Source organism: Halalkalibacter akibai JCM 9157 (assembly GCF_000513135.1).
Lineage (GTDB): Bacteria > Bacillota > Bacilli > Bacillales > Bacillaceae_D > Halalkalibacter > Halalkalibacter akibai.
This window is the reverse complement of the sequence record NZ_BAUV01000055.1, coordinates 1-20,786: the sequence shown is the minus strand read 5'-3', so window position 1 is coordinate 20,786 and position 20,786 is coordinate 1. Positions and strand designations below refer to the sequence as shown.

Below are 20,786 nucleotides of genomic sequence, written 5' to 3'. Positions count from 1 at the left end.
ACCGATGATTCCAACAATTTCCCCTTTTTTTGTGGAGAATGATATATTTCTTAACACTTCTTTTCCGTGATAGGAAACATGTAAATTCTGAATTAATAATATGTCGTCCAACGTTTTTCACTCCTTTTAGTTGTTTGGTGATTTGCATATAACTTACAAACTTTCACTAAGGCAACTTTTTTGCCAAAAATAAAAGGTTCTACAGGAACACCTCTAATAAATTAATTTATGTATTTGTATTAACGAAATAAACTTGTACTAATGAATTTATTTTTCCTCAGTGCAACTTTAATAACATTATATTCACTCTATTCCTAATTTACAACCCTAAATATTATGTTTATGATTGACCATTCTAAAAATAAGGTTAAATTATTTATGGTTTACAAACGAACAGAAGCTCTAGAAATCTGTTTATGGCAAACTAAATAGCTAATGATCTCACCATCGAGGTAGTTACCGCATGTTTAATGCGTAGTTTACTACGCATTAAAGGATTGATTTTAGACCATTAATAAAAGGAGCTGCCTTCCGCAACTCCTTGTTCCACTTGCACCCGTTAGCTTAAACAACCTATTCACCATAAGCTTTTCTGGTGTTTTCCACTGAACGCCGATAATGTAATCCTTTTTATCTATTGTTACTTCAACGGAAAGTATATCTTGATGAAGTATAAAGTTTCTCATTTCCATTAAAACACCTCCATTACTTAACTTTATCATAAGTTTATTTCCGCTATTTAACAAGTCGAGTAGAAGAGAGTCTCTCTACCTTTCGATAGATTGTACTCTCCCCCCTCTCAGAACCGTGCTTGCGCAATTAACGCACACGGCTCCTCCTAGTTACCATTCACAAAAATTACTTGCCATTCCTGCTATCCTTACTAGTTTTGTTTCCATTTAATCGTCCTACCTCTGAGTGTAGGTCTACCTCTGTGTGTAGTAAATGTGTCCCTAGCAAGGGTGGTAACTTGGTAGCAGCCTTTCCTCCATCGGCATTACCCAACTTCATTGGTACTACGCTGCTATCCGACTCCCTAATCAGCGTTTGGTTCCCTTGCTTATTATCGCTTGTACACCATACTCTTCTATAAAGAAAAGACTGATAGGGTCTCCCGAGTTGCCGTATCATATCAATGTGTTACGTGCCAAGGTCTCTGACCCCAGAGAGGTTTCATTCCTCTTGCCATTTACGAGGAATGAAATGTTGCTTTCTGTCGCAGGAAAAACATCAGCCCTCTCGATTTACTAACATTATGGGGCTCAATCCCTTCAACCATTTGGCTTTCGGCCCGCAACCTAACTGTCTACGCTTAAAGACTAAAGTTACCTTTAGCCCTCCAAGACTCGCTACGAGTGAATGGCTAGTTCTTACTCGACGGGAATCCCACCCGCTATATGATACGAACTAGGCTCGGCCGCACTCCTGCTCCGTTAGTTGAACATACTCTCAATGATAGGTAGGATATCCCAGATTATCTGTATCTTATTGGAGAAATATTATATAATTTGTAAGAACAATTCATTCCATAAGGGAGGTAGAAACATGGCTAGATGTACGGCTCCAGTAAGGGGACATCAATCAGCAAGTGCACGAGCCAACTGCCCAGCGTGCGGTGGGAGTTACAGTAGCAACTACAGGTCGTACTCAACCCCTTCTTATTCCCCGTCTTATAGAAGTGAAGGCGGCGGAAGTAGTAGCGGAGGGGCCAGAAGCAGTGCAAAACCGCGTTGGTCGGGAGCAAATTCGTCCGTGGTGTACACGGTTCAAGAAGTTAGGGCACTCACACCAATCCGCAACAGCGTCGAAAAGCTAGCAGAGCGACCTGACCTTGACCTTAGGGACGTCTTCCTCTGCCATGCGTGGGACGACCGGAAGGGAGTCGCCAAGGATCTGCACGATCTGCTTGAGTCACAAGGTGTCTCCGTCTGGTTCAGCGAGAAAGACGTTGGCCTCGGCGTGCCGTTACTTCGTGCAATAGACAAGGGCTTGGCGAAATCGCGAGTTGGGCTTGTGCTGGTGACCCCTGCGTTGCTAAGTCGCCTCCAAACAGAGGGTATTGCCGACAAAGAACTTTCGGTACTCCTCTCTGGCGAGCGTCTCATTCCGATTGTTCACGGCACAACGTATGAAGCTCTACGCGAAGTCAGTCCTTTGCTCGGTTCACGAAGTGGTCTGAGTACTGCCGAAGAACCGATAGAAGACGTCGTGACCAAGCTTGCAGAACTTGTCACCATTTAAGCTCTGTTGGTCTACAGAAGTTTGCTGTTCAGATGAGGCTACTGGACTCAGTTACTTGGCTTTCGCCGTTATACCAAAGAAAAACCCAATGCAATTGCATTGGGTTTTTTCTTTGGCGAGAATGGAATAAGTTTTCGGCAACTGAAGCTCCGAACACGGCTAACTTCCCATAAGCGAACATTAAAAGGGCTAACGATGCAGCCCTTCTATTTGCCTAACGAAACCCTTTAGTTTAAGTGAATTACTTCACAATGTTGCACGTTAACGACACCCCCTTGTTTCACTCTTGCACCGGATAGTTTAAGGTGTAACATTCCAACAGCTACTTCATAGTGAAGGTTGTTTACGGTGATCACTCAATTGTAGAACAGCCTTCTATAAAAGAAGTTCCTTTTAAATGGATACCCTCGCCGACTCATCAGTTTAATAAATTTAAGTATATGGTTTATAATAAATTTATGGGAGGTGTTTCTTTTGAATAATCCTAAGAAATTCATTAAAAAACCAGTTATTGTTGAAGCCTATCAGGTATCTGAAGAGGTGAAAATTGAAACATTAGAGGGAAGAATGATAGCCTCTCCAGGTGATTGGATTGTTAAGGGCATTCACGGTGAAAAGTATCCAGTTAAACCAGATATATTCGAAAAAACATATCAACCTATTGAATAGATAAGGTATTAAGGATTCAATGCTTTTTTTATAGCATCATAAGTAAAGCTTTGAGCCCAACTCGCTCCAATACCATATAAGTTAGATGGTGTTGAGTAAGACTTTTGTATTTTAACAGCTACAACCTTTTTCCCTAACTCAACAGCTTTATCAATTTCCCATTTAACCCAATCACTTTTGTGGGTTCACCAACTAAGCAAAGGAAAACTGAGCTATCCGATATCTTGCCTTTAATAACGCTCTTTATATATGTAGCATTCGTTGAATTAATCGACACCCCAACAGAAGTGTCGTCGAATTTAATATCAAAGAAACCATTATCATTTTTTGCCCATGCTACTAATAAGTTTTTATGCTTTGTATCTTCCACTGCAGAATGATAACTAACAAATACTTTTTTTGCCAACTTTAGTTCCCCCCGTTCTGACTACTATTTAAATTCGCCCAATTTACATTTTCCTTCGAGATAATGCTTTCTACCCTCTCTACAAGAACAGAGAATGGGTTTTCACTATCATAAACACCCGTTCTAGTTAGATACATATATTTTTCATGTCTTAACGTTTCACAAATGCTTCGGTACTCAATCCAGTTTTCATGATATTTAGAAATATGCAACCAACCTTCAATTGCAGTTATAACAACACCAATAAACCCTACTATTGAAATCCATATTTTTGCCTCTGTAATAAAGCCAACCAACAAAGGTATAGAAGAGGACAAGATTATTTCTATTCTCTTTAACGATTTATAATACTTTTGGGCTTTAATACTTTTTAGGTCATACCAATTAATCTGGTCGTTTAGCCTCTCCTCAATGTATGTTTCTTCACTAATGTTCAATGTTTTCACCTCTTTCTATATTTTCTTACAAAAAATTACAAATTGCCAAGTTTTTTTAAAATATATTGACTATTTTTTTTGTTTTTTAACAAAAAATTGTGAGGACCCCTATAGTTATATAAAAACCATATGCTTTTATGGAACAACTTAAGATATGTCATCCGTTCCAACTAGGGTGCAACGCTATTTCTAATAAATTATGCAGCATTAAATATAAACAAACAGAACACAAATATTCAACTTTTTTCTCTAATTGTTACTCCCACCAATAATGCTCTAATTTATTTAATAAAACCTCTGCCCTATGCTTTATCCCCTTAGAACTGTGTTTAGCTTTTACCACCGTAATACCTTGATCTTCAATGCTTTTTAATGACTTACTCGTCCATGTTCCGCTATCGTTCACAAGGTTTATAAGCAGTCGATCATAGATAGGTTTCCATTCACAAGATACAAGCGATGATAAAATCAACAACGATAAAGATCGATTCTCGCGTTCAATTTCTATAATGTTAAATTGTTTTCCATTCCCTAGATATACTTGTGCAATTACATAGCGCCGTTTAGTGACATTATCACTCAGTTTTGTAAATCTACGTTTGCCGTGACCATCCGGCAACACATCCATAATCACTTCTATTGTTCCTATTATTGGATATTGTTCAAGTACTTTAAGGACATTAATAAATCCTTGTAACTCGCCTTCTGCTTCTATCTCATGTAGCATTTGATGCTCTAATCCTCGCGCGAGTTGTTGGCCACCACTATCTGCGGTAGAGCGTATGGAATCATGATTAATATAATACTTCTTCGTGTTTTCATCTTCTATCAACCGCTGCTTGGAATGACTACGTTTAATTCGCTCAATTCTAGGAACCGATATATATTCATGTTTTAACTGATTCATTTGTACAAGATCAAAACCTTCTTTAGAACCATCTAAATTTTCATCTAAGGTGAAGTCCTCTTCATCACCACCTTGTCTATTTAGAGAACGATAAGTATATTTTTTGGCCTCATCGGATTTCTTTTGATCTTGTATTTCTGGATGTGTAATTGAAATATGTTGATATGGGATATCTTTGTTTTTTACATTAATAATTTGTAATACTGTAAATGTGTCATTCTTCTCCTTTACACGAGCTGTTATTGTAATTGGTCTGGTGAAGTTCCACCCAAACTTCAAAACCCTTTCCTGTAACCAGGTAAATGCTATATTCTCATATGTCTGTCGTAGATCACGGTTTGTTAGCAACCATACCAGTTGATAAATGAACGCTATCTTTGTGTACTTCAATTCATATTGTGATGAAAAGTTAAGATGGAACTTATTAGGTCCATACGTTTCTGTGAAGAACTGAGGAAATGAATTTGATTCAAACAAGCGATATAAAAGAAAGCCATTTGGAGCTAGTATGCTACGCACAACTTCAATGACTGGTAAAATAACTTTCTTCCCATTGAAAGAGAAAACAAAACTTCGAGAAGTTGCCAGATCATCGCTTCCTTGAATAGACCAAGGGCGTTCGTGATATTTAGCTTTTTTGGGATAAATCGTTAAGTCAATTTCTTGTATACCTTTAGGGGGTTCACTTGCTGTTATGATACCATCAGTATAAAAATGTTGAATCGCTAGGCATGGTAATGTACCCCAATCCATTAGTATACCTTCTGTACGGCCTTGCGAGCGAAAATAAGTTTTAATCATCATTTTATGATCATATATGAACGGCTCACCAATCCATATCAGTTGTGCTTTTTCTCTTTTAGCAAAGGGCCATATTATTTTAACCTGTTGTTTGCTCATAGCTTTCCACTTCCTGTTTTATTCGTATATACTCTTCTAAATACTGTATTATTTGATGGAAATGATGTGACTTCACTCCACCAATACGTTGTACTTTCCATAATGCAACTGATTCTTGGTCTTTTAATATTCGATCAACAATCTTACAACAACGCCTGATTTGGAATTGCTGAGTAGATTCCACAATTTCAAGCAGTAGCTTTTTAGTTTTAGGTAGTTTATCAACGTGTTTCTCCAGGTTTGATAATATTCCAAGCCGTCTTCCAATAATAGAAATTGTAACTCTGACAGGAATCTCTAATTCGATTAGTTCCCTGTAAAGCTTCTCCACTTTAGAGCAGTATTCTCGATCACGTGAGTCCCAATCGACAATTACTTGGTTATTCTTTTCCCTCTGAATTATAGGCAACTGTCCAAATAGCCATTCATTATCGTGACGATACAAGTACATATATTCTTTTGGGAAACACATACGAATTTTTGTTCTTGAATAACTTGGGTATTGCCGCATTTCTTTTAATAATTGTTTTCGATAAATTAGCAACTTCGAAGGAATACTTTTTTCTGAGTGTCCTTCTATTTTTATCTCGGAAGAAAGATATTTTATAACCGTTTTCGAATCTACACCAAGCATTCGAGCTAATGTTCTTGTGCTATAAGTACCTTCAGTTGCTAATTGGTGTAATTTAAATCTCCAGACATCTCCAAACGCTTTTATACGCCCAATATGATACATATCTTCAGGTAATCTATCTGGACCTTTTCTTGAGTATACAAAACCACAGGGACATTCAAATGTACCTATTGGTGATTTTGATTTAAAATCTCTCGTAACATTTACTTCATGAATTATAAATTCCTTATAATGACTAGCTGCTTTATTTAAACAAGGCCATGGCCCATTACCAAAAGGTCCTGTATCAGCTTCAATTTGTAAAAAGGAATTCAAATCTTGCTCTAAGGAATACAGCATAAGCAAATGACGGAATGGATGGACGTGACGTTTTAGGTTACGCGTAATGACCTTCAGCCAATTGAATTCATCGTTTTCAACGATAGCTGATTCGTACTTCTCTAAGAAGCCTTTTGGGAACTTTGATTGAAACATATTGCATAGCTCATATTGCCGAATTCGATTTGAAGCTGTTATTAAATTACGTTCTCGTAAAAGAGCACGGTATTTAAGATTAATTGATTCTCTACAATAATGATGTATTGGAACTTGCAGCAGTTGATAAGCCATCTTTGCTAAAGCGATTTGAATGGTTATAAACTCTTTAGATTCTACTTCTTCGGGTATTGATAAATTCATCAGTTTTTTATCCAATCGAATAAACTCAATTCGACTTGACTTTGAAAAATCAATTGGATACTTCTTTAATATCAGTTCATGATGAGCACAGTAAATAATTCCTTGTAGCTGGTGCTCACGATGTATATAAGGTTCTCCGTATTGTTCAACATCGTTAGTTGCACACTTTGGACAATAAAATAGTCCATCCTTTTTACAAATCCCTCCTGCAACCATTCCAAGTCTTGTATAAAGTCCTTGTCCAGCTCCTAAAACATCTTTTAAAATTTCTTTTTTACGATGCTTTGATAAAAACGGAGCATAGTAAGGATAAATTGTGTGTTTAGATAATAAACTTTCAAGAGAGTAATTGGGAGCTAGTTGCTGAGCTAATACAAAAAAATGGCTACCAATCTCTACACTAGGTATCACAGAACGACTTTGAAAAACTTCTTCTAATGTGTCTTTATAATCAATATTGCCACTATAAAAGTGATAACGAGCAATCGCTGAATATACCAATTCATCCGGATATGGATTTGTAAAGAAGGGTAGCATCTAAAATCCCCCTAGTTTTAATCGACTTACCTCTATCATGTCGATCAAATTAGGTTTTTAGACACCTCATGACTTAGCTTCTAATTTATTTATAGAATTCTTGAAGTGGATTTTTAATAAATCCTTTTGATTTCAACAATTCGTAAGGGTGTTGTTTTTTTTCAATTGCAGCTGTTCTTAATGTGAGCAATGGCATTAACTCTCGATTTTGCTTTAAAGGTTTTTTATTCTTTTTATTTTGTTGATTTTCTGCAATAGCTTGTTGAATTGAATCTGTTTTTAATACATTTATATCTGTATCAATTGGGTTACTCTCAACAATTTTAATAATAATTCGATTTATATCATTCGTTTTAAGATTATCAAAAATACCTAATGAAGCTACCTCCACAGTTAAACTTTCTATTGTATCCTGTCGCTTATATCCCAAAGTATTTTGTCGTTCTTTCATCGCCTCTTTGATTTTACCTTCATACTCTGTATTTTGCTTATGGTTAACCATCAGATCGTCTAGATTAATCATTATATCCTCGTACTTATACATCGCATTTAAATCGTTTTTACGTAGTGCATTGAGCATTGGTTGGATAATTTTCATATCCTCTTTAGCTGTCTTCTTCAGAACGCGGGGAGTAAGTCTTTCTTCCTCATTTGACTCATCAAACAAAGCTCGTTCCTGAGATAATATGAACATGTTCACAGCAACTGAGGTTATCCCCTGACATTCCTCATAAAAGGACTTTTTCATATCTTCAGTAAGGTCGGAGCGTGTTTTAAGACATTGTAATTCCCATAAAGTTTCTAAGAAGAACTCCCATTCCTCACTGTCTGCAGCCATCCGGTCCCAAATAATCGCCCCTTCACTCGCTGCACGACGAGCTTGTCGGAAGTTTCCTTTAAATAGTTGCTGTGCCTTTGAAGTACCAATTAATACTGTAGGAATACCAACCGTGTTTGATAGAGTAACAAAGAAATTCAGCATTTCCTCTTGGTCATTTTTAGAATGTAGTAGGTGCTGGATTTCATCGATGACCAGCACACCAATACCATACATACTAGCTAATGAGGTCATATGCAAAAGCATTGTTGACGTAACACGATTTAAATAGCCGTACTTCTCTAAATAACGTGTGCCAAGTAAATTATCAATTGCTTTAAAAAAGCTTTTACAAAGTGTTGATAGGCTGCCATCATACGGGCAATCTATTTTCAGCCAAACAATTTGTGTACGATTAAAAGGAAGGCCTTCATATTTTTCATGTTTAATGACTTGTGGATACATAAGCAACAATCGCTCAATTGCTGTTGTTTTACCAATACCAGAGATACCAATAATAGATAAACTATCTGCTGTAGAACGAAGATAATTCAAGCGCTCATCAATGTATTTATGAGCTTCTTCCTCATCTTCACGCAATTGGTGTAATACTCGAATACGTTCTAAAAATGTTTTATCCAAAGGATTTCGTGCTAAATATCCTCTTCGAATTAACGTAGAAAGTCTTCGTTCCACTTCAAAATGAATGGGTAAGGGCTGAATAAAATTTTTCACACGTTTTAGCACATGATATCGGATATTCGTTTCACTTTGCTTTTCCTGCTGAGTAATACGTGGTGTTACCATAAATCGCTCTAGCACATTGTCTTCACTGAAAATAGGGGGAAGAGCTTCGATGAATGGATTTTTACTGTACTCTGATAAAGCTTGTACCTTATACATAGCTTCCTCAAAATCTCCTTTAAGTACAAGGCTATTCGTCTTTTCCAAACGTCTCATCTCTCTTCTTTTTTAGTTTTTCCATTAGACGTGAACTAGATTTGTCAGATTTATCATCTTGCACTTTTTCTTTTGTTACAAAATCAATAACATCTGCTTGATCACTGACTACAGCTGGTGATAGATCAAACTTTTCCTCTTCACGATTCAACTGCTTTTCCGTAAGTTTGTTATCTCTTATAGAGGCAATCTTTTCTTTCTTACTTTTTGGTTGATTAAATGACTGCTTTTTCTTCTTCTTCTCTGCCTTTTTTATAATTTCATCCATCATTACATCAGTATTAATTGTTAGCTGAACTTGATTAGAATGTTCAATCTCTTCTAACTCACTACGTAACTGTTGCTGAAAAACGATTTCCTCCAAAAAGTCGTTCCGGTACTGTTGGCTTGGTTCGAGTAATGTACACGCCTCATATTCCATGCCATTATCATGAGGAATATATATCTTTTCGATATTACGAGGATCATAAACAATCTCAATACTGCGATTTTTCAGCTTCAAGTACCACTGTTCTTCAATTGCTTGCCGTGAACCATATAACAAGTTTTTGAACCTCATACCCGCTCTGGAAATTGTCGCCTTCCCACGTGGTAACACATTTAATCGTAGAATATTACGATCAACTGTTCTTAAACGGCCTTTACGATTTTGAATGCCCCAGTTCCACAAATTTACCGGTGTTGGCACTATACCGTCTGCAATCATTTCCTTTTCCATTGGATATTTATCAATAATTTTATGATTATGGTAAAGGACTAGAGTAATAATTAATGTTGTAAATTCTTTAAGATTCAACGTAGCGTCTAAACGATAATCTTGGTCACCGCGCTCACGATACTCCTTTTGAATGGCACCAGGAGCCTTATGCTTTACTTTGCCGTTAAATGTACGAAATTTACGTTCAACAATTCCTTTTAAATCACCTCGGTAAGCAGTCGTATTTTCTATTTTTATATTTAAGTTATTGATTAAATTTTCGACAGAATAACCTTCAAACTCTCCTCGGTCTGCAATAATAATTTCGGGTAGATGTTTTGTTGGCCATTGTTCGTCTATAATCTCGATTCCATATTGCTTACAAAATTCCACCTTGTCAGCTACCATATTATCTAAAGCCATCATCGCTCCAATCCATGAAGGCCCTTCTAATCCAACATATAGTCCTGTGATAATTCTTGAATACACATCAATAACAGCATATATAACAGGACGACCAATGACTTTATTTACATCAAACGAGCTTACTAAATAGATGTCTGCAATTGTAGCATCAATTTGAAAACGAGTACCTGGACCATTTGTTTCCGACTTTGAATCACTTAAAATAGGACGATGCTTTAGTTCATACTCTTTAGTACTTTTACGGAACTGAATATCTTTCTTTGGATCTTCTATTTTCTTAAACCAATAGTAAAACTGATTGTAAGACGGAATTCGATTAGCTTCCCATACCCTGTATTTCATTTCACCATTCTCTTTATACCGATCTGAACAAAAATCACGCAATATGAAATGATAGACATCCTTTAACGAGTAGTTGTTCGTCTTTCGGTAATATTTATTAATGGCATGCTCAAACTGTAGTTTCACTTCGTCTGTTATATTAATACCAATTTGATAATCGCCACTAATGTTCACTCTACGTGGACGGCCTAGTTTAGCTTCAGTCAGAGACTTTGTTTTACCCTTACCACCGGAGTTTGCATAGTCGGGTAACATGGCATTTTTATTCATACCACGCTGCCAATATCGACTAAGTAGTTTTTTAACTTTAGTTGGTGTTACATTAAGGTCTTCAGCAATTTCTTTAATCTTGGATTCTCTTCCACGTTTCTGAATTAATTCATTCATGTGTAGTAAACAATTTTCTTGAATGGTATCCCAATCTTCTTCACGTTTTTGAATCTGTATAGCTGTTAGATCATTGTTCGCTATAACACGTCCAAATGGATCTGTTATTACTAGCAATTCATTCTGTTCAATTTCCGTAACTAATGTTGTGTATAGTTCTTTCTTAGGCATAGACGTATGAGCATCTATATCAACAATAAACACATACGGTTCCTCTATTTCAATTACACGAATCCGCTTGGAATCTTTCACATATTGAAGTACCTGATTAATAAAAATCATCCGTATTTCACCTTCTTCACCTTGCTTTCATCAACCGTTATAATACTAATTGGTTGCTCTAAATCTATCGGTTTCAACATATTTATAATGACTATTTTTTGAGCTAACAAATGATAAAATAATGTAACCCCACTACCCATAGGTAAATGCGTGTCTTTATCATATTCATTTGTGATGTTACGGATGCTATCATTAGTACCTAAAAGCCTCTGCATTAAAGAAATAGATAAGTCTTCAATATACTGGGCATTCATTTCACGAAATACATCATAATCTCTAATGTCGAAGTAGTCGTGGATATAACTGATGTTCCTTGCCATTGTTTTATGTATTTCTTCTTCAGTTACAATGCCCCAATCAATTTCTTTTCGATGCCAATACTCACGTTCAATCTCAAACTTTTCAAGTATACGCTCTTTTAATAATTCATCCTTCATTTTAATTGTATGAGCTACATCAATTACACCTTGTCCATTATTAATCGTTAGTAAAAAATCGGTTGTCATCACAATCAGTTCTCCTGTTTTTGGATCAGTAGGATGTTTAATACCTAATTCATTTGCAATGACACTGGTTTCTTCCAATGGTAGTAAAGGAAATTGCTCACGAATATCAATAACAAAATCGGAAAACTCAGTTATATAAAAATAGTTTCGTTCTAAATCTGATAAAAACTCATGCTGCCTCTTTGTCTTTATTCCTTTCAAGCGAGTAGATCTACCTAACGAAGATACATCTTGAATTTTTAACCATGGTTTATATTCTGAACCAATACCTGAGCCACGGCCTTCTTTTATCCATTTCTCAATTTTAGATGTTCTGTTTCTTTTTGACATAAAAACACCCCTTTAGACAATTATATCCAAAGGGGTAAAACGGTACAACTTTATTTAAAACGGTACGACTTTATTTAAAACGGTACATCTTTATTATAAACGGTACGACTTAATTTCAAATCTACATTGATCCAGCAATTTTTATTACCGACTATTCAACCGTTACACTTTTAGCTAGGTTACGTGGCTTATCAACATCACAATCACGATGTAGAGCTGCATAGTAGGAAATTAGTTGTAATGGAATCACTGTTACAAGTGATGTTAAATACTCATGTACTTTTGGAATAACAAAAGCATCTCCATCATGTTCTAAACCTTCCATACTGACAATACAAGGATTTGCACCACGAGCTGCAACTTCTTTGACATTACCACGAATACTTAAATTAACGTGTTCTTGTGTCGCAATTGCAATAACAGGTGTACCGTCTTCAATTAAAGCAATCGTTCCATGCTTTAATTCTCCACCAGCAAAGCCTTCTGCTTGAATATAAGAAATTTCCTTAAGTTTAAGCGCGCCTTCTAAGCAGACAAAGTAATCAGCTGCACGGCCAATGAAGAAGCAGTTACGTGTTGTAGATAGATAATCACGAGCGATTTGCTCGAGTTTTTCTTTTTGATCACAAAGCGTTTCCATCGCACTTGCTACGATTCCAAGTTCTTGAATCGGATCAAAATCAAGTTTCGTTCCTTTTGAGTTTGCCGTATCCACCGCTAAAATCGTCAGAACAGCCATTTGTGCCGTGTACGCTTTTGTAGAAGCTACAGCAATTTCAGGTCCCGCATGCGTGTGTAAAGTAAAGTCAGCTTCACGAGAAAGAGTAGAACCTGGTACGTTTGTAACAGTTAACGTTTTATAACCCTTTTCTTTCACTTCGACTAGAACACCACGAAGATCGGCTGTTTCACCACTTTGCGAAATAAAAATAAACAGTGGGTTTTCTGATAATAGTGGCATATTGTACAAGAATTCACTCGCAATATGAACTTCTACTGGACGCCCAGCAATCTTTTCAATAAGTTGCTTACCTACTAGACCAGCATGATAACTAGTTCCAGCAGCAATAATATAAATACGATCTGATGATTTCATCGCTTCACGAATATTTTCATCTAGACGCACGGTGCCATCGTCATTTTGGTATTTTTGAATGATATTACGAATAACAAAAGGCTGCTCATCAATTTCTTTTAACATGAAATGAGGGTATGTTCCTTTTTCAATATCACTTGCATCTAATTCAGCTGTGTATGGCTCACGCGTAACAACCGTGCCATCTAACTTTTTAATCGTCACATTGTCTTTTGAAACTAAAACGATTTCTTGATCCATAATCTCTAAAAATTGGTTTGTTACTTGAAGCATTGCCATCGCATCTGAAGCAATTACATTTACTCCCTCACCAACACCAATTAAAAGTGGACTCTTACTTTTACCAACATAAACAACATCCGTATTTAGTTTATCAAGAAGCGCAAGTGCATAAGAACCTTTTAATAAAGTTAATGTATGACTAAATGCTTCTTCGACAGACTTGCCATCATTTACAAAGCGGTCAATCAGGTGCACAATTACTTCTGTATCTGTATCACTAGTCATTTCAACGTTTGAAAGGAATTCACTTTTTAATTGCTCATAGTTTTCAATAACACCGTTGTGAACTAATGTAAATCTAGCTGTTTCACTTTGATGTGGATGTGCATTAACTCGGCTTGGTACACCATGAGTTGCCCAACGTGTGTGCCCTATCCCTACAGTAGCAGCTACGTTTAAATCAACTACATCTCTTAATGCAGCAATTCGACCTTTTTCCTTGAAAACATGAACGCCTTGTTCATTTGCAACTGCAATCCCAGCTGAATCATAACCACGATACTCTAGCTTTTCAAGACCTCTTAGTAAAATTTCTTTTGCATCTTCCGTTCCAATATAACCAACAATTCCGCACATAAAATCATTACCTCCCGAAATAGGGGTAAGTACCTAAGGGGTATCTTACCCCCACTTTCAATTTTTTTAGAGGCATGCTTACTTCTGTTTTTGTGCAAAGAGTTGCCTCCTTGTTTTCCCAGAAGTCTAACGGTTGTCATGCTACAACCGGAGGGCATCCGCCGATCCATCGATACTCCCTCTCCTCGTCAACTACATCTCATGTAGTTCAGGCGCTTTTAAATAGTTTCCGTCGATCCACCTTTCTTTTCTTGACTTTTTCCATCATACCTCAACTAAAAGGAACACGTCAATTACCAGTAAATATTTACAGTAAGAGTTTCGCTAAACTCTATATAAAAAAATATGCATAAGCAGCATGTTTCGTTCCGCTTATGCATAAAAGATTAATCTAATCCCATTTCACTTTTCACAACTTCGACAATAGTATCAACATATCGTTCACAAAGTTCTTCAGTCTTAGCTTCAACCATGACTCGAACAAGTGGCTCTGTACCGGAAGGACGTACTAATACACGGCCCTCTCCAGCCATTTGTTCCTCTACCTCTGTAATGATTGAACTGATTTTCTCATTTTCGGTTACAGCGTATTTATCCGTTACACGTACATTTACTAACTTCTGAGGAAATGTCTGCATTTCAGCAGCTAACTTGGATAGAGGCTTACCAGTTACCTTCATAATATTGACTAGCTGGATTGCTGAGAGCAGACCGTCACCTGTCGTAATATGATCAAGGAAGATAATATGACCAGATTGCTCACCGCCTAGGTTATAGCCGCCTTTTCTCATTTCTTCCATAACATAACGATCTCCAACTGCTGTTTGCTTGAAGTCAACACCAATCTCTTCTAACCCTTTATAAAAGCCTAAGTTACTCATTACGGTTGATACAACCGTACCATGCTTTAGCCAACCTTGTTCTTTCATGTATTTTGCGCAAATGAACATTATCTTGTCACCATCGACAATCTCTCCTGTTTCATCAATTGCAATTAAACGATCGGCATCTCCGTCAAAAGCTAGACCGACTTGAGCACCTTTTTCAACAACGAACTTAGCTAACACTTCCGGATGAGTGGAACCACAATTTTCATTTATATTAATTCCATTCGGAGTTGTTCCCATCGTTGAAATATCTGCCTCTAAATCTGCAAATAGATGTGGAGCTAGTGAAGATGCAGCCCCATGTGCACAGTCAAGAGCTATGTGAATACCTGAGAAATCTTCTTGAACTGTTTGTTTTAAGAATTGGATATATTTCTGGCTGCCTTCAAAATAATCGTTTAACTGACCAAGTGCTCCTCCAGTTGGTCTTGGCAACTCATCTTCTGCATCTAATAAACGCTCAATTTCTTCTTCTTGTTGATCTAGTAGTTTAAACCCATCTGGTCCGAAGAACTTAATCCCATTATCAGGTACAGGGTTGTGCGATGCAGAAATCATTACACCTGCATCTGCACTTAATGCTTTCGTTAAAAATGCAACACCAGGAGTAGAAATAACACCCAAACGCATTACTTCAGCCCCAATTGAAAGCAATCCTGCTACAAGGGCACTTTCAAGCATTTCTCCGGAAATACGTGTATCTCTACCAATTATCACTCTTGGTTTTTCGGTATGCTTCGTTAACACATATCCACCCATACGCCCTAATTTAAAGGCTAATTCCGGTGTAAGCTCAGTATTAGCAACTCCACGTACACCATCAGTACCAAAGTATTTTCCCATTATATATTCTCTCCTTCAGACAATCATCAATCAGTATCCACTGTAATTTGAATCGGAACCCTTGTTTCAGCTAAAGCAAATCTAATATTCGGTGGTCCATTTACTTGTATATCAACTTCATGTTCACCGGGCTGAAGATCACTTACATCAATAAATGCTTGAATATCAGATAGAGTGAGTTTACTTAACAACTCTTCTGACCCTTTAGCTGTTATTGATATTGACCTATTCAAGTTTCCGTTAAACGTTACAGTTTCCTCAGTCCGCCCGCCTATTACCTCAACCGGAACGTCCGTAAAGTCCTCTGTTTCTTCTACACTTATAGAGACAGTAACCGATACTGTTTCAGGTACAACTCGTTCTACACCAGGTGGCGTTGGAACGGTCATTTCAACTGTTTGCGTTTCTGTTAGTTGACTAAGATCTATCGTGCCAACGTCTACGACATTCATGCGATCGATTATATCTGTAGGTCCATAGATCGTAAGTTCTTCAGGCGTAATCGTAACACTGTTTATACTTATTCCTTCTGGCAACTCTCCAGATCTAGTTACTTTTGCAGGGACCGTCCGGTTAGGGCTCGTTATTGGAACTCTTACATCGACAACTTGCGGATCTACAGACAAGAATAACTCCTTGCCATCTGCATCATACAACTTTACTGGCGTTGTTTCTTCAATTGTCTTATCTGCCCCAGCAACATCAACAAAAGCCTTGACAACACTCACTTCTCCAACCAAGCTACGAGCCGCTGTCACATCAACATTGATTGGAGTTACGATAGGTGTTCCAACCGTATAACCCTCTTCAACTTCATTCGAATTAATGATATCGACTTGAACCGGGAAAGAAACTGTTTGTTTTTCTTGTAATTCAACACGAACATATTGAGGTACAATCGAAACCGTTAGTTCACTTGGAAAATTTCGATGTTGGACACTCAATGTATGTACACCTTCACCACGATCTGTTACATCAACAAACACTTCATAAGAAGGCCTTGATAATTGAAATAAGGTAAGTTGAGCCTGTGGGCCTCTTAAGTTGACCTGTACATGTTCTGTTTTGTCTATGATGGTATAATTTTCTTCATCATAGAGTACAGTTAGTTCAACATCCTCTAGCGTATAAGCTGGATTAATGGTCGGCAAGACTCCCCCAGGTTGACTCGTTAAGTTGTCAATGTTCACCATCGTAAAAAGCATCACTGCAATGAAGAAAGAAATAATTTTAACAAACCAATGGCTATTAAACAACTTATCCATTTTTCTTACCTCCCCACTGCCAGCGTGGATTGGTCGTACTCTTACTTTCAACTAGTAATTCTCGCTCAAGCAAGCTTCGCAGTTTTTCTTCATCTAACTCACGATGTAATTCACCATTCTTTGTTAACGAAATGCCTCCCGTTTCCTCAGAAACAATAATTGTTACCGCATCAGTCACTTCACTCACACCTAATGCAGCACGGTGCCTCGTTCCTAATTCCTTAGAAATAAAAGGATTCTCTGATAACGGTAGATAACAAGCTGCAGCAAGTATCGTATTACCTTTTAAAATTACTGCCCCATCATGAAGGGGGGTATTTGGTATGAATGTATTAATCAATAGCTCTGAGGTTAAATTAGCATTCATTTGTATTCCCGTCTCAACATAGTCACTCATTCCCGTTTCTCTTTCTAAAGACATAAGGCTCCAATTCGTCTCTTAGCCATATAAGAAGTTGCTTTAATAATGGCTTCAATTGACTTCTTTACATGATCATCTTGAGGAATGGTTCTACTTGAAAACAATCTACCTCTTCCAAGTTGCTCAAGTCCTCTTCTAAGTTCAGGTTGGAAAATAATAATGATAGCAAGTAAACCATAAGTAATCGTTTGATTCATTAAAAACTCTAAAGTTCTGAGACCAAAAAATCTGCTTAGAAACCAAATCGCGAGAATAACAGTTATGCCTTTAACAAGCTGAACAGCCCTTGTCCCACGGATAATCATAATTGCTTTATATACGACAAATGTTACAACTAAAATATCTATAATTTGCCCAACATAGTTGAGCCAACGAAACTCATCTAAAGAAAACATGGCTCTTCCTCCAAACCACTAACATTCGTCAAAGACATTCTCTTGTTGTAATGTCAATCACTTTTTCCCATTATATCACAGTGATAGGCGAAGTCCTACTCACTTGGTTCCCTTTCTGTAATAGACATGACTTCTTTGAAAAAGCTTTTTAAGTGATACCAAACCCAATCTAAAGCTTGATTCACTTCATGCACTTCCCCAGAGATATGTCCAACAGAAGCGTAATAAGCTTCACTATTCACTAATAGTACATTTCCGTGTATTTCACCATCGACTTGTAGCTTCCCATTTCGAACAATAACATCCCCTTTAATCACTTCTCCTTCAGGAACCACAACCATACCACTTTCTTGCTCAATTTGAACATGACCAGAACTCGTAACGACAACTTGCTCCTCACCACTATTCCACAATGTTGAAACACTCGCAAGCATCATTATAAAGAATATCGCTGCTGAAACTAGCAATGGATGTGATCGTGTCCAATGCTTCCACTTTGATACCTGTTTTCTTTCTGGTAGTTTAGCCATTACGTTTTCTGTAAAACCTTCGGGAGCTTGAATGTGTGACGAACTTTGAACAAATGCGATAACTTTCTTTAATTCCTGGAGATGATTTCTACAAGACTCACAACTTTTTATATGGAAATCCATTGCTTTTTTTTCAGCTTCAGTCGCTTCTTCATCAAGAACTTTCTGTATAAGTTCTTCAAAATATTCACCACATCTCATGGTCGGCATCCTCCTTAAACATGTCGCATTCTCTTTCTAAGTGCTTCTCTCCCACGATGTATTCTTGTTTTAACTGTAGAAGGTGGAATATCTAATACTTCACTAATCTCTTTAATTGATAAATCTTCAATGTATCTTAAAATAATAATCGTTCGGTATTTTGTTGGCAATTGGTTAATTTCATCCTGTACCCATTCTTGCCTTTCTAATTTCACCACCTGATCGTCAACTGACTCTTCATCGGATGCTAACTGAGATTCATAAGTTAACCCATCAGATCCCCTTACCTCTTCCTGCAAGTAGAAGTCTGGCTTTTTCTTACGCAAACGATCAATTGCCACATTAGTAGCTATTCTAAATAACCATGTTGAAAATTTTCTATTTAAATCAAAACTGTCAATATTCGTATAAGCACGTAGAAATGCTTCTTGAGCAATATCTTGAGCTTCATGCATATTTCCAACCATTCGATAAGCTACTTGAAACACTTTATCTTTATATAATTCAACAATCTCTGAAAAAGCTTGCTGATTTCCTTTTCTCACTTCCTTAATCAACCTTATAACAATTGTATCCATTCTTTTACCCCTACCTACATTTGTTCTGTTTTTCTACGTAATTAAGTAACAAAAGGTTTCAACTTCCAATTATTACAATATCATATCTGCGATGTTTTGTTAGCTTTAAATTGGGTATTAATAAAAATAACCTATTAAACTAAATCAAATCTTTTTCAAAGTAAACTTTGATGAAGGGGTGGCTGAACAATGGAGAGAGAGAAGTACTTATTACAAGAAATAGAAAAACTCAGAGACATATTAAACAATGAAGCCAAAACAAAATCTTTAATCTCAAAAGAAATGATTAGCTATAGTCATAAATTAGATATATTATTAAATGAATTTGAACAAATCCATAATCAAAAACAACTTAAAAAGACCGTATAAAAAAACCATAGATAATATCTATGGTTTAAATTTATATGTATTGGTGGAGCCTAGCGGGATCGAACCGCTGACCTCCTGCGTGCAAGGCAGGCGCTCTCCCAGCTGAGCTAAGGCCCCAATATAAATATCGCTGGAGCGGAAGACGAGATTCGAACTCGCGACCCCCACCTTGGCAAGGTGGTGTTCTACCACTGAACTACTTCCGCAAATAAAAATGAGCCATGAAGGACTCGAACCTTCGACCCTCTGATTAAAAGTCAGATGCTCTACCAACTGAGCTAATGGCTCTAAAAATGGCTGGGCTAGCTGGATTCGAACCAACGCATGACGGAATCAAAATCCGTTGCCTTACCGCTTGGCGATAGCCCAATCATGGTGGAGGGGGACGGATTCGAACCGCCGAACCCGGAGGGAGCGGATTTACAGTCCGCCGCGTTTAGCCACTTCGCTACCCCTCCACGATTATGGTGCCGGCCAGAGGACTTGAACCCCCAACCTACTGATTACAAGTCAGTTGCTCTACCAATTGAGCTAGGCCGGCAAATATGGTGGAGGATGACGGGATCGAACCGCCGACCCCCTGCTTGTAAGGCAGGTGCTCTCCCAGCTGAGCTAATCCTCCAATAATGATAAAGTTGGTGACCCGTACGGGATTCGAACCCGTGTTACCGCCGTGAAAGGGCGGTGTCTTAACCGCTTGACCAACGGGCCAGATAAACAACATTTCTCACTGACAAAAAATATTATATCGAAATATGAAGTTAATATCAAGTCTTTTTTTAATAAAAAATACTTTAATTTTCCCCTTGAAAACACGAACATATATTCGTTATAATTGATTTAAAAACTTGAGGTGATATTATGAACGAGCCCAAACCTTATTACTCGCGCGAGGAATTATTGACCCTTTTAGACTATGTTCAACAAAAGGCCAAAGAAGAAACAAAATTACAAGTAGCTGAATGTATGCTTGATTATGGAATAGACAGTAAATTAGTTGTTACATTAACTGGATTAACAGCCAACCAACTGACTAAAAGATAGGAACATAAAAGAGCACAGTAACCTATCTTGCACTGCCCCCTGTCAAGTAGATAAAAAGGATTTTTAAATCTTTACCGTATCTATCTTACGTTTAGAACTTCGGAGTAAAGGTTCTTTTACACATAAAAAATACTCCCCTATAG

16 protein-coding genes, 8 tRNA genes and 2 pseudogenes are annotated in these 20,786 nt (G+C 37.3%); 4 read left to right on the top strand and 22 right to left on the bottom strand.

Going from position 1 to position 20,786, the window contains the following annotated elements:
- Positions 1 to 503: 503 nt before the first annotated feature.
- Entirely contained in the window at positions 504 to 692 is a 189-nt protein-coding gene (locus JCM9157_RS19955) for a hypothetical protein (RefSeq protein ID WP_035667551.1), read from the bottom strand.
- Between the two features lie 1,060 nt (positions 693 to 1,752).
- Between JCM9157_RS19955 and JCM9157_RS19945 the strand changes: the two genes are divergently transcribed.
- Complete coding sequence (locus tag JCM9157_RS19945) at positions 1,753 to 2,241, top strand: toll/interleukin-1 receptor domain-containing protein (RefSeq protein WP_235715055.1); 489 nt, start codon at positions 1,753 to 1,755, stop codon at positions 2,239 to 2,241.
- Between the two features lie 474 nt (positions 2,242 to 2,715).
- Positions 2,716 to 2,910 (top strand): hypothetical protein, encoded by a 195-nt coding sequence (locus JCM9157_RS19940; RefSeq protein ID WP_035667544.1) that lies wholly within the window; start codon positions 2,716 to 2,718, stop codon positions 2,908 to 2,910.
- A gap of 8 nt (positions 2,911 to 2,918) precedes the next feature.
- On the opposite strand, the pseudogene JCM9157_RS19935 reads toward JCM9157_RS19940, so the two are convergent.
- The 13 genes and pseudogenes from JCM9157_RS19935 to sigW form a co-directional block, all read right to left on the bottom strand.
- A pseudogene (locus JCM9157_RS19935) lies at positions 2,919 to 3,280 on the bottom strand (TIR domain-containing protein).
- A 38-nt stretch (positions 3,281 to 3,318) separates the two neighbouring features.
- Entirely contained in the window at positions 3,319 to 3,753 is a 435-nt protein-coding gene (locus JCM9157_RS19930; protein WP_201768909.1) for a DUF4231 domain-containing protein, read from the bottom strand.
- Positions 3,754 to 4,009: 256 nt separating this feature from the next.
- Complete coding sequence (locus JCM9157_RS19925) at positions 4,010 to 5,560, bottom strand: Tn7-like element transposition protein TnsE (RefSeq protein ID WP_035667542.1); 1,551 nt, start codon at positions 5,558 to 5,560, stop codon at positions 4,010 to 4,012.
- Positions 5,541 to 7,409: a TnsD family Tn7-like transposition protein gene (locus JCM9157_RS19920; protein WP_035667540.1), complete on the bottom strand. Its 1,869-nt coding sequence runs from the start codon at positions 7,407 to 7,409 to the stop codon at positions 5,541 to 5,543. Before JCM9157_RS19920 ends, JCM9157_RS19925 begins: the two co-directional genes overlap by 20 nt.
- Before the next feature lie 85 nt (positions 7,410 to 7,494).
- Positions 7,495 to 9,186, bottom strand: a complete 1,692-nt coding sequence (locus JCM9157_RS19915; protein WP_035667538.1) for an ATP-binding protein — start codon at positions 9,184 to 9,186, stop codon at positions 7,495 to 7,497.
- A complete protein-coding gene (locus JCM9157_RS19910) occupies positions 9,161 to 11,320 on the bottom strand; it encodes a TnsB C-terminal domain-containing protein (protein ID WP_035667536.1) in 2,160 nt (719 codons plus the stop codon). Before JCM9157_RS19910 ends, JCM9157_RS19915 begins: the two co-directional genes overlap by 26 nt.
- Complete coding sequence (locus tag JCM9157_RS19905; RefSeq protein WP_035667534.1) at positions 11,317 to 12,156, bottom strand: heteromeric transposase endonuclease subunit TnsA; 840 nt, start codon at positions 12,154 to 12,156, stop codon at positions 11,317 to 11,319. The genes JCM9157_RS19910 and JCM9157_RS19905 overlap by 4 nt, the downstream gene beginning before the upstream one ends.
- 151 nt (positions 12,157 to 12,307) lie before the next feature.
- Complete coding sequence (gene glmS / locus JCM9157_RS19900; RefSeq protein WP_035667531.1) at positions 12,308 to 14,110, bottom strand: glutamine--fructose-6-phosphate transaminase (isomerizing); 1,803 nt, start codon at positions 14,108 to 14,110, stop codon at positions 12,308 to 12,310.
- Positions 14,111 to 14,496: 386 nt separating this feature from the next.
- Positions 14,497 to 15,840, bottom strand: coding sequence for a phosphoglucosamine mutase (gene glmM / locus JCM9157_RS19895; RefSeq protein ID WP_035667529.1), 1,344 nt, complete (start codon positions 15,838 to 15,840; stop codon positions 14,497 to 14,499).
- Between the two features lie 26 nt (positions 15,841 to 15,866).
- A complete protein-coding gene (locus JCM9157_RS19890; RefSeq protein ID WP_035667527.1) occupies positions 15,867 to 17,105 on the bottom strand; it encodes a CdaR family protein in 1,239 nt (412 codons plus the stop codon).
- Positions 17,098 to 17,921 (bottom strand): annotated as a pseudogene (gene cdaA / locus JCM9157_RS19885) (diadenylate cyclase CdaA). The gene JCM9157_RS19890 and the pseudogene cdaA overlap by 8 nt, the downstream one beginning before the upstream one ends.
- A gap of 95 nt (positions 17,922 to 18,016) precedes the next feature.
- Positions 18,017 to 18,652 carry an anti-sigma factor family protein gene (locus JCM9157_RS19880; RefSeq protein WP_035667525.1) on the bottom strand — a complete coding sequence of 212 codons (636 nt, stop codon included), beginning with the start codon at positions 18,650 to 18,652 and terminating at the stop codon, positions 18,017 to 18,019.
- 14 nt (positions 18,653 to 18,666) lie between these two features.
- Positions 18,667 to 19,230, bottom strand: a complete 564-nt coding sequence (gene sigW / locus JCM9157_RS19875) for an RNA polymerase sigma factor SigW (protein WP_035667522.1) — start codon at positions 19,228 to 19,230, stop codon at positions 18,667 to 18,669.
- Between the two features lie 189 nt (positions 19,231 to 19,419).
- Between sigW and JCM9157_RS19870 the strand changes: the two genes are divergently transcribed.
- Positions 19,420 to 19,599 (top strand): aspartyl-phosphate phosphatase Spo0E family protein, encoded by a 180-nt coding sequence (locus JCM9157_RS19870; protein ID WP_035667520.1) that lies wholly within the window; start codon positions 19,420 to 19,422, stop codon positions 19,597 to 19,599.
- Positions 19,600 to 19,640: 41 nt separating this feature from the next.
- Here the strand turns inward: JCM9157_RS19870 and JCM9157_RS19865 are convergent.
- From JCM9157_RS19865 to JCM9157_RS19830, 8 genes are all read right to left on the bottom strand, one after another.
- Positions 19,641 to 19,716: transfer RNA gene (locus tag JCM9157_RS19865), tRNA-Ala, on the bottom strand.
- A gap of 14 nt (positions 19,717 to 19,730) precedes the next feature.
- Positions 19,731 to 19,805: transfer RNA gene (locus JCM9157_RS19860), tRNA-Gly, on the bottom strand.
- Positions 19,806 to 19,814: 9 nt separating this feature from the next.
- Positions 19,815 to 19,887 (bottom strand) — tRNA-Lys (locus JCM9157_RS19855).
- A 6-nt stretch (positions 19,888 to 19,893) separates the two neighbouring features.
- Positions 19,894 to 19,968, bottom strand: a tRNA-Gln gene (locus JCM9157_RS19850).
- A 4-nt stretch (positions 19,969 to 19,972) separates the two neighbouring features.
- A tRNA-Tyr gene (locus tag JCM9157_RS19845) sits at positions 19,973 to 20,057 on the bottom strand.
- Positions 20,058 to 20,064: 7 nt separating this feature from the next.
- Positions 20,065 to 20,140: transfer RNA gene (locus tag JCM9157_RS19840), tRNA-Thr, on the bottom strand.
- Between the two features lie 5 nt (positions 20,141 to 20,145).
- A tRNA-Val gene (locus tag JCM9157_RS19835) sits at positions 20,146 to 20,221 on the bottom strand.
- Positions 20,222 to 20,235: 14 nt separating this feature from the next.
- Positions 20,236 to 20,310 (bottom strand) — tRNA-Glu (locus JCM9157_RS19830).
- A gap of 150 nt (positions 20,311 to 20,460) precedes the next feature.
- Here JCM9157_RS19830 and JCM9157_RS19825 point away from each other — a divergent pair.
- Complete coding sequence (locus JCM9157_RS19825; protein WP_035667518.1) at positions 20,461 to 20,643, top strand: Rpn/YhgA-type helix-turn-helix domain-containing protein; 183 nt, start codon at positions 20,461 to 20,463, stop codon at positions 20,641 to 20,643.
- The last annotated feature ends 143 nt before the right edge of the window (positions 20,644 to 20,786 follow it).